A 9696-nucleotide genomic window follows, 5' to 3' on the forward strand; every position below is an offset into this window, starting at 1 on the left:
CAGTCCAGACCGCCGAGTACGCCGACGGCGGCCGGGGCGATGAGCAGCACCAACCACCAGGCCGCGGCCGGGCCCGACGGCACGGCCGCCAGCAGCGGCACCGCCGGAACCGGTGCGCCATCGACACCGAACAGACTCAATGATCCCGCGCCGATCTGCACGTGGCCGCCGAGCAGCACGCTCGCCGCGTCCACCAGGACATTGGGCAGATAGGCCAGCGACAGCAGCGTCAAACCCAGTGCGCCCGCGAAGTTTCCGGCCGAATGATAGGTGTCGCCGATCCGAGACCAGTGCGCGGCGAACGACACCACGGTGAGCACGGCGGCCACGCCCAGCAGCCGCGACACCGCGCGCAGACCGGCCCGCAGGCCCGGAACCACCCAGTGCGGCAGCGGAATCGGCAGCAGATCGGTGAAATCGCGCCAATGCCGCACGCCCACACCTGCGATCACCGCCAGCAGATGCAGGCCGATCACCCAGGCGAAGGCGACCAGCGTATTCGGCGGCTGCAAGGCCACCACCGCCGAGGCGTCATCGGCCACCGCCAGGCACACCGCGGTCACCAGCAGCGGCCCGCCGGTCGCCGCACCCGCGATCCAGGCCAGATCCACCGGGGTGCAATCCCCTTCGGCCGCACAGTGATCGGCGGCCCGCGCGCAGTCGCGCGCCACCAGCCACAGCATCAGCCCGGTCGGCAGCAGCGGCCACAAGCCGATCGAGGTGCGCCCGATGGTCAGCGGAACCTGATGCACCGCAAGCCAGCTCGCCGATATCGCCCCCGGGGCTCCGGAAAGTCCGCTCCCCGCGGCCAGCAGCGTTCCGAACACCACGGCGAAGACGATCAACAGCACAATGGCCGAAGACCTGGCCGCCACGAAGAACAGCACCCGGGCCCACTCGGGAGTGAGCGACCCGAACCCGCCCCCTCCCACCGAGACCGGACCCCGCGGTCTTTCCCGCACATCCTCATCGGTCACCCGAGCCAGGGTAGTTCTCGGCGTACTCATGGAAAACCAGCCTGGCAGCCGCACCCACCCGAAAGACGAAGGCGCGCCGGTCCGCCCCGGCCATAGCGCCTGGTCCCGACGTATGCCGCCCGTCGTCCCGGCGAGCGCCTCTCGAAGACGAAACGGCCCCCGGCAGCTGCCGGGGGCCGTTCATTTCGCGCGGGTACTACTTGTCGTCCTGGCCGGGACGGAAGGCGCGGGTGGCATCGGCGGCCGGATCGGCGGCCTGTTCGCCACCGAAGGGCTGGGCCGGACGCGGCGGCTGCGAGCCGAAATGCTGCGTGGCATCCGAACTTCCGGGCTGACCGTAGGACGGCTGCTGCTGGCCGTAACCACCCGGCTGCTGACCGTACGACGGCGGCTGCTGACCGTAGGTCGGCTGCTGATAACCGCCACTGCTCTGCCCCGCGGGCTGCTGCCCGTAGGACGGCTGCTGCGGGTACTGCCCCCCGGTACCGTAACCGGCCTGCTGACCCGGCTGACCGTACGACGGCTGCTGCTGACCGAAGCCCTGCTGACCGAAGCTCGGCTGCTGGTAACCACCGCTGCTCTGCCCGAACGGCTGCTGGCCGAAGCCCTGCGGCGCGGCCGGCTTCGGGGCCGGGGCCTTCACGATGCCCGCCTCGAACAGCACCGCCAGTACCGCGATCACGGCCTGCACGAAGGACAGGAACACGATCAGCCAACCACCCCACTTGGTGGACAGATCACCGGTGAACGAGTTGAACAGGATCGACAGGAAGCCCGCCAGCGAAGCGGCCGCCGCGACCCCGGTCCAGTTCTGCTTGGGCAGCAGCGACAGACCGGCAAGCAGACCCGCGAAGAGCAGGATGCCCACGAGCAGCGGATCCAACGCGAACAGGTTGTAATTGAGGTTGAGTTCCTTACTTCCCTTGTAGGGCGCGAACCCCAGCAGGAAGTTGATCACACCGAGCGCCGCGACGCCCACGGTGAGGAAGAAGGGAAGGCCCTTGCCCGCCACGCCCGTCGTACTCGACCCTGTTGCGGGACCACCCGCGGGCTGCGAGCCATAGCCGGGTGCGTTGGAAGGCGTCGGCGCGGGCCCGTTGTATCCCGAGCCCCCGGTCGGGTATGACATGTCGTCGTCTCCTATCGAGTCGTTCACGAACTCCCACCGACGCTACTGCACGGGACCGCCGGGGTCACCACGTAGCACCGGCCGTGCCCATTCCGCAATAGGCGAATACCGCCGCGGTGGCGGCCGAATCGTGACCCGGACGGGTCCGGGAACGGCGAAGGCCGCCTTCCCAATTCGGGGAAGGCGGCCTTCGTGCGAAGCGGTGCATCAGGCGGTGATGGACGCCTTCTCCAGGATTTCGCGGGCCAGGGCGGCGGTCTCGGACGGGGTCTTGCCGACCTTCACGCCAGCGGCCTCGAGGGCCTCCTTCTTGCCCTGCGCGGTGCCCGCACCGTCGGAGACGATGGCGCCGGCGTGGCCCATGGTCTTGCCCTCGGGAGCGGTGAAGCCCGCGACGTAGCCGACGACCGGCTTGGTGACATTGGCCTTGATGTAGGCCGCGGCCCGCTCCTCGGCGTCGCCGCCGATCTCGCCGATCATGACAATGAGCTTGGTCTCGGGATCCTTCTCGAACGCCTCGATGGCGTCGATGTGGGTGGTGCCGATGATCGGGTCGCCGCCGATGCCGATCGCGGTGGAGAAACCGAAGTCGCGCAGCTCGAACATCATCTGGTAGGTCAGGGTGCCGGACTTGGAGACCAGGCCGATCGGACCCTTGCCCGCGATGGTGGCCGGGGTGATGCCGACCAGCGACTCACCCGGGGTGATGATGCCGGGGCAGTTCGGGCCGATGATCCGGGTCTTGTTGCCCTTCTCCACGTTGTAGGCCCACGCGTACGCGGTGTCCTGCACCGGGATGCCCTCGGTGATGACCACGAGCAGCGGGATCTCCGCGTCGATGGCCTCGATGATGGCGTCCTTGGAGAAGGCCGGCGGCACGAAGGCGATCGAGGTGTCGGCCCCGGTCTTCTCCATGGCCTCGGCGACGGAGGCGAAGACCGGCAGCTCGACCTCGTTGCCGTCCTTGTCGACGTGCTTGACGGTGGTGCCCGCCTTACGCGCGTTGACACCGCCGACCACGTTCGTGCCCGCCTTCAGCATCAGCGCGGTGTGCTTGGTGCCCTCGCCGCCGGTGATGCCCTGGACGATGACCTTGTTGTCCTTGTTCAGGAAGATAGACATAGTGGTTCGTGTCCTTACTTGGCCGCAGCCAGCTCGGCGGCCTTGTCGGCGCCTTCGTCCATGGTCTGGGCGAGAGTCACCAGCGGGTGGTTGAAGTCGGCGAGGATCTTGCGACCCTCCTCGACCTTATTGCCGTCGAGGCGCACGACCAGCGGCTTGTTGGCCTCGGCACCCAGGGTGTTCAGCGCGCCGACAATGCCGTTCGCGACCGCGTCACAGGCGGTGATGCCACCGAAGACGTTCACGAACACGCTCTTGACCTGGGAATCGCCCAGGATGACATCCAGGCCGGCGGCCATGACGGCGGCCGACGCGCCGCCACCGATGTCGAGGAAGTTGGCGGGCTTGACGCCACCGTGGTTCTCACCGGCGTAGGCGACGACGTCCAGGGTCGACATGACCAGACCGGCGCCGTTGCCGATGATGCCGACCTCACCGTCGAGCTTGACGTAGTTGAGGTCGTTCTCCTTGGCCTTGAGCTCCAGCGGATCGGTGGCGTCGATATCCGCGAACTCCGCGTGGTCGGGGTGGCGGAACTCGGCGTTCGCGTCCAGGGTGACCTTGCCGTCGAGGGCGAGGATTTCGTCATTGGGGGTGCGAACCAGCGGGTTGACCTCGACCAGGGTGGCGTCCTCCTTGACGAACACCTCCCACAGCTTCTGGATGGTCACGGCCGCGGCGTCGAGCACCTCGGCGGGCAGGTGGCCCTGCTCGGCGATGGAACGGGCGAAGGCCAGATCGACACCCTTGACGGCGTCGACGGCGATCTTGGCGAGGCGATCGGGGGACTTGACCGCGACTTCCTCGATCTCCATGCCGCCCTCGACCGAGCACATGGCCAGGTAGGTGCGGTTGGAGCGATCCAGCAGGAAGGAGATGTAGTACTCCTCGGCGATGTCCTTCGCCTCGGCGACCAGGATCTTCTTGGTGATGTGGCCCTTGATGTCCAGGCCCAGGATGTTCTGGGCGTGGGTGAAGGCGTCGTCCGGGGTGGCGGCGTACTTCACGCCACCGGCCTTGCCGCGGCCACCGACCTTGACCTGCGACTTGATCATGACCGGCTTGCCGATTTCTTCGGCAATCGCACGCGCGTCCTCGGCCGTGTCGGTGACACGACCCTCCGACGAAGGCACTCCGTGCTTCACGAAGAGTTCCTTCGCCTGATATTCGAAGAGATCCATGTACTCACCGTCTCGTCTGCGTTGTTGTGACAACGTCTGGGTTGGCGGCCCGTTGTCGACCCGTAGCGACTCACTTGCAGGTCGCTCGAAAGGGTCAGCGGGTCGGGTCGGACTCTAATCAGTCACATGGAGCCGAAATCAGCCGCATACAGCCTAAGTGGCGCAGGTCACGGTACTGTCTCTGTGCCGACAAAACGCCTCGTCAATGCTACTCGCGGGTAGCTTGTTGACGGTGCGCCAGGTAGAACACTCGAATCTCGCACGCTGATACGGGGTACTACGCGGCGTCGTTGACAAGACTCACCTGGTTACCCACAGCACAGTGCGGAAATGCCGGCCCTCGGGGTGATGAATGTCACACCCGCGCGCCGAACCCGGCCCATCGCTTGCTGAGCCGCAATCGTTTCGTTACCGTCGATGCGGTCGATGTCACAACCCGGTCACGACAGGAGGACGGCAGGCTTGACGCAGCACAGCGCTCCGCAGGTAGAGCTCCGCTCCGCAGGCACTCCGTCAGCTCCGCGGCAATACCTGGACCAGCTCCGATGAGCGCGAGTCCGTTCCCACGCAGTCGCGCCAAACACGGCCATCGCTATCGCGAGGAGGCCGAGAACGGCGGGGGCGCAACCCACTTCGAGGCCCCGCGCACCCAGGTCGCGCACGGCGATTGGTCCGGTTCGCAGAACTGGGACGCGCCCGCGCAGCACTGGCAGGACTCCGCCGAGAACTGGCAAGGCTCCGGCGAGAACTGGCAGGACTCCGCCGAGGGTTGGCAGGAGCCCGCGCAGAACTGGCAGCCCGAACCGAATTGGGAATCGCGGCCGCAGTGGGGAAATGCCGCCCAATGGGATGAATCGGCCGCGTGGAATTCGCACGCCGACCAGTCCGGCCCCACCACCGGCGGCTGGGCCGCCCCCAATCCGAGCGATTGGGCCGGGCAGTCCCGCGCCAATTGGGACTCCCCCGCCGATCCCTCGCCCTCGGGTGACTATCGACCCGTCTACAGCTTCCGCACCGCCTCCGGCGACCGCCTCGACTTCTCCGGTGACGGCGCGCGCGTCGATCAGCGGGACGGCGCGGCGGATTCGGCGCAGGACCGCCCGAAGACCTCCGGCGGTCGCCGCCGAGCCGGTGGCACGCACCGCATTCCGACCCCGCCGAGTTCGCTCAAGGGCCGCGCCGCCGTGGTGGCCGTGGCCGCGGGCGCGGTGGTCGCCGCCGGGCAGACCGGTATGGAGACCACCGGCGCACAGGCCGACAATGTCGAGTACCAGGCCGCCGCGCAGGTGCGCGAGGTCTCCGCGAACGAGACCATCGGCGATACCTCCGGCGCCCCGCAGGTGCTGAATTCGGGTGCGCCCGTTGATCTCACCCAGTTCAACGACATCCTGCAGAAGGGCCAGAAGTACGCGGCCGATCTGGCCGCCGCCGAAGCCGCCAAACTGCGCCCGCTCTTCACCAAGTTCGCCGCCGGCAACTTCACCTCCGGCTACGGCATCCGCTGGGGCGTCCAGCATCTCGGCGTCGACGTGGCTGCCCCCATCGGCACCCCCATTTACGCCGTGGCCGACGCAACGGTGCTCGAGGCAGGTCCCGCTTCGGGTTTCGGTATGTGGGTGCGGCTGCTGCACGATGACGGCACCGTGACCATCTACGGCCACATCGACACCGCGACGGTCTCCGCGGGCCAGCGCGTCCTGGCGGGCGACCAGATCGCCACGGTCGGCAACCGCGGCTTCTCCACCGGCCCGCACTGCCACTTCGAGGTCTGGCTCAATGGCGTCGACAAGATCGACCCGCTGCCGTGGCTCGCCTCCCGGGGCATTTCGCTCGGCGTCCAGCGCGACTGAGCACCAAGCGTTTACGACTGCCCACCCGGGAAACCGGGTGGGCAGTTCGCGTTCAGGGGTCCGACACGCGGTGGATCCCGGCCACAAGCACGCCGGGATGACGAGGGATGCACCCGGGCGCGGACACCTCCGCGCATGGAATCGCTATGAATGCCGTGCGCGGCAGGTGAATTGCGCGGGTCAGAGCTTGACGAGGGTGCGGCTGTAGGAGGGGATGAGGCGGATCTTGCCCGCGGTGCCGAAGTCGATGGTGACGGTGGCCAGGGTGCCGAAGCCTTCGGCGGCCACCACTCGGCCCAGGCCGTACTTGTCGTCGCTCACGCGGTCGCCCACGGCCAGGACGAGGCCGGTGTTGTTGCGCTTGCCCGCACCGCTTCCCGAGGACGAGGAGGGGGCCGGGCGACGGTCGCCGCCGCGGACGCCGGGGCGGGTCTCGGGCGACCAGCCGTCGCCCCGGGTCCAATCGCGTTCGAAACCTTCGTCATCACCGCGACGGCGGCCCATACCGCGGCCGGTTTGGGAGACCGTGGGCTCCAGGCGACGCCAGTCCATCAGATGGCCCGGAATCTCTTGTAGGAAGCGGGATTCAGGATTGGAGACGGGCTGGCCCCAGCCGGAGCGGACCACGGCGCGGGTCAGGTAGAGGCGCTGGCGGGCGCGGGTGATGCCGACGTAGGCGAGGCGGCGCTCCTCGGCCAGTTCGGTGGGATCGCCCAGCGCGCGCATATGCGGGAACTGGCCGTCCTCCCAGCCGGTGACGAAGACGACGGGGAATTCCAGGCCCTTGGCGGTGTGCAGGGTCATCATGGTGACCACGCCGGTGCCCTCGTCCGGAATCTGATCGCTGTCGGCGACCAGTGAGACGCGCTCCAGAAAGGCTGCGAGCGAACCGGGTTCGGGTTCGCCCTCGGCCTGTTCGGGCACAATGCCCTCCGCGCGTGCGGCTTCCACATTGTTGCGCGCCTCGGAGCTGAATTCGCGTGCGACGCTGACCAATTCGTTGAGGTTGTCCAGGCGCGCACCGTCCTGCGGGTCGTCGCTGGCCTCGAGTTCGCGGCGGTAGCCGGTGCGGTCGAGTACCGCCTCGACCACATTGCCGACATCCGGGAAGTCCTGATCCGGTTGCACACCGGCGGCGCGGATCTCGTCGAGCAGTTCGACGAATCCGGCGATGGCCTTCACCGCACGGGTGTTGAGCAGCGCGACCTTACCGTCGGCGGCATCCCGGAGTGCCTGTGCGAAACCGATACCGCGCTGTTCGGCGTGTACCGCCACGCAGGCTTCGGCACGGTCGCCGATACCCCGGCGCGGGGTGTTGAGAATACGGCGCAGGCTGACCGCGTCATCGGGATTCTCCAGCACGCGCAGGTACGCGACGATATCGCGGACCTCCTTGCGCTCGTAGAAGCGCACCCCGCCGACGACCTTGTACGGCAACCCCATTCGAATGAAGATCTCTTCGAGCGCACGGGAGTTGTTGTTGGTGCGGTAGAAGACCGCGACATCGTTGTAGTTGGCATCGCCCTGATCGACCAGCTTGTCGATCTCACGCGCCACGAACGAGGCCTCGTCGTGCTCGTTGTCGGCGACATAGCCGACGATCAGCTCACCATCGCCGGAGTCGGTCCACAGCTTCTTCTCGCGCCGGTTCTCATTGCGCGAGATGACGGCGTTGGCGGCGGCCAGAATATGCTGGGTGGAGCGGTAATTCTGTTCCAGCAGAATGGTTTCCGCATCCGGGAAGTCGCGCTCGAACTCCTCGATATTGCGGATGGTGGCGCCGCGGAAGGCGTAGATGGACTGGTCCGCGTCACCGACCACGCACAGTTCGCTCGGCGGCACCCGGTCGGCGGTCGTGTGCTCCTGCTCGAGCGCGCCGTCCTCACCCCAGATGTGCCGGTGATGCCCGACCAGTTCCCGCACCAGCACGTACTGCGCGTGGTTGGTGTCCTGGTACTCGTCGACCAGCACGTGCCGGAAGCGCCGCCGGTAGTACTCGGCCACCTGCGGATGGCGTTGCAGCAGTGCCACCGTCTCGCCGATGAGGTCGTCGAAATCCATGGCATTGGCCGCGCGCAGCCGCCGCTGGTACTCGTCGTAGACGCGGGCGACCAGGCGCGGCAGTTCGGCCTCCTCGGTCTCGGCGTCGGCGGCGGCCTGAGCCGGATCGATGAGCTCGTTCTTGAGATTGGAGATGGCGGTGGCGAGCAGGCGCGGGGTGTACTTCTTGGCGTCGATGTCGAAGTCGCGGCTCACCATGGCGAGCAGGCGGCGCGAATCGTCGGCGTCGTAGATGGAGAAATTGGAGTTGAGCCCGGCGACCAGATTGGCCTGTGTGCGAAGAATGCGAACACAGCTGGAGTGGAAGGTGGAGACCCACATACCGGCCGCGCGCGGACCGACCAGACCGGCGACGCGCTCCCGCATCTCGGCGGCGGCCTTATTGGTGAAGGTGATGGCCAGCACCTCACCGGGGCGCACCCCGCGGGCATCGAGTAGATAGGCGATCCGCCGGGTGAGTACGGCGGTCTTTCCCGATCCGGCACCCGCCACGATCAGCAGCGGAGTTCCGGTGTGCACCACCGCCGCGCGCTGTTGCGGATTCAACCCCTCGAGCAGTTTCTGCTCGGCCTGCTGCTCGTCCTTCGCCACCGTCGTCTTCATCGCCCATCCACGCTACCGGCGGGCACCGACAGGTGCGCACCCCGGCGGCGGAGGTGTCCGATAAGTGCCGGTCCGGCGAACCCGAGGTGAACGTCGCGGCCCGGAAAACTCAGCAGATTCACAAACGTAGACGTTTTGGTTTGCCCACACCACATGGCACACTGGCCACGTGACCGGCGCTTTGGCTAGTGAATACACCTGAGCGGGTTCAGCGGGGGACAATGTAGAACGCAAGAGGTCTGATTCTTGGTGAAGAACCGATCGGTAACGGGTCGGGACCGCCTGCCGATCGACGTTCTGGACCACGAGGAGTTGAAAGTATGAGCATCTCGACGACGGGGCAATCCGAGCCTGCCACCGGAGCGGACTCCGCCATGCCCGCCGAGACCACGGCCGCCGAGGCGACCGCACTGCCCTCGGAGGCGGAGATCGACAAGCTGCGCAAGGAGATCGACAAGCTCGACGCCGAGATCCTGGCGGCCATCAAGCGCCGGACCGAGGTCTCGCGCATCATCGGCCGCACGCGCATGGCGAACGGCGGCACCAAGCTCGTGCACTCGCGCGAGATGAAGGTGCTGGAGCGTTTCAGCGAGCTCGGCCAGGAGGGACACACCCTCGCCATGCTCCTGCTGCGCCTCGGCCGTGGCCGTCTCGGGCACTGAATTTTCTGCCTGCGCTCCGCTCCGGCGGGTCGCGGCCCTCGTGACCCCGCTTCTTCCCTCCCTCCGCTCCTCCGCTTCGCTCCCCCGCTCCACTCAGTCCAGAAGCGGGGC

General features: G+C 67.4%; 7 protein-coding genes. 2 read left to right on the plus strand and 5 right to left on the minus strand.

Annotated features, from left to right (window positions below):
• From NA10_RS27055 to sucC, 4 genes are all read right to left on the minus strand, one after another.
• On the minus strand, window positions 1-977 hold a 977-nt coding region (locus NA10_RS27055; protein WP_245677927.1), incomplete at its 3' end, for a cell division protein PerM.
• 196 nt (window positions 978-1173) lie between these two features.
• Entirely contained in the window at window positions 1174-2106 is a 933-nt protein-coding gene (locus NA10_RS27060) for a DUF5336 domain-containing protein (RefSeq protein WP_067572881.1), read from the minus strand.
• A 207-nt stretch (window positions 2107-2313) separates the two neighbouring features.
• Window positions 2314-3228 (minus strand): succinate--CoA ligase subunit alpha, encoded by a 915-nt coding sequence (gene sucD / locus NA10_RS27065; protein WP_067572883.1) that lies wholly within the window; start codon window positions 3226-3228, stop codon window positions 2314-2316.
• 14 nt (window positions 3229-3242) lie between these two features.
• Complete coding sequence (gene sucC / locus NA10_RS27070) at window positions 3243-4409, minus strand: ADP-forming succinate--CoA ligase subunit beta (RefSeq protein WP_067572884.1); 1167 nt, start codon at window positions 4407-4409, stop codon at window positions 3243-3245.
• 545 nt (window positions 4410-4954) lie between these two features.
• Between sucC and NA10_RS39385 the strand changes: the two genes are divergently transcribed.
• Window positions 4955-6259 (plus strand): M23 family metallopeptidase, encoded by a 1305-nt coding sequence (locus NA10_RS39385; RefSeq protein ID WP_084515288.1) that lies wholly within the window; start codon window positions 4955-4957, stop codon window positions 6257-6259.
• A 180-nt stretch (window positions 6260-6439) separates the two neighbouring features.
• On the opposite strand, the gene pcrA is transcribed toward NA10_RS39385, so the two are convergent.
• Window positions 6440-8923: a DNA helicase PcrA gene (gene pcrA, locus NA10_RS27080; protein ID WP_067572886.1), complete on the minus strand. Its 2484-nt coding sequence runs from the start codon at window positions 8921-8923 to the stop codon at window positions 6440-6442.
• A gap of 374 nt (window positions 8924-9297) precedes the next feature.
• Here pcrA and NA10_RS27085 point away from each other — a divergent pair, with 374 nt between their 5' ends.
• Window positions 9298-9585 (plus strand): chorismate mutase, encoded by a 288-nt coding sequence (locus tag NA10_RS27085; RefSeq protein WP_067572888.1) that lies wholly within the window; start codon window positions 9298-9300, stop codon window positions 9583-9585.
• Window positions 9586-9696: the final 111 nt, after the last annotated feature.

It is taken from the genome of Nocardia acidivorans NBRC 108247 (genome assembly GCF_001625085.1).
GTDB lineage: Bacteria > Actinomycetota > Actinomycetes > Mycobacteriales > Mycobacteriaceae > Nocardia > Nocardia acidivorans.

Excerpts from the sequence above, each read along its gene's own strand:
- NA10_RS27060 (WP_067572881.1), bottom strand. The coding sequence starts at position 2,106 with ATGTCATACCCGACCGGGGGCTCGGGATACAACGGGCCCGCGCCGACG.
- sucD (WP_067572883.1), bottom strand. The coding sequence starts at position 3,228 with ATGTCTATCTTCCTGAACAAGGACAACAAGGTCATCGTCCAGGGCATC.
- sucC (WP_067572884.1), bottom strand. The coding sequence starts at position 4,409 with ATGGATCTCTTCGAATATCAGGCGAAGGAACTCTTCGTGAAGCACGGA.
- NA10_RS39385 (WP_084515288.1), top strand. The coding sequence starts at position 4,955 with ATGAGCGCGAGTCCGTTCCCACGCAGTCGCGCCAAACACGGCCATCGC.
- pcrA (WP_067572886.1), bottom strand. The coding sequence starts at position 8,923 with ATGAAGACGACGGTGGCGAAGGACGAGCAGCAGGCCGAGCAGAAACTG.
- NA10_RS27085 (WP_067572888.1), top strand. The coding sequence starts at position 9,298 with ATGCCCGCCGAGACCACGGCCGCCGAGGCGACCGCACTGCCCTCGGAG.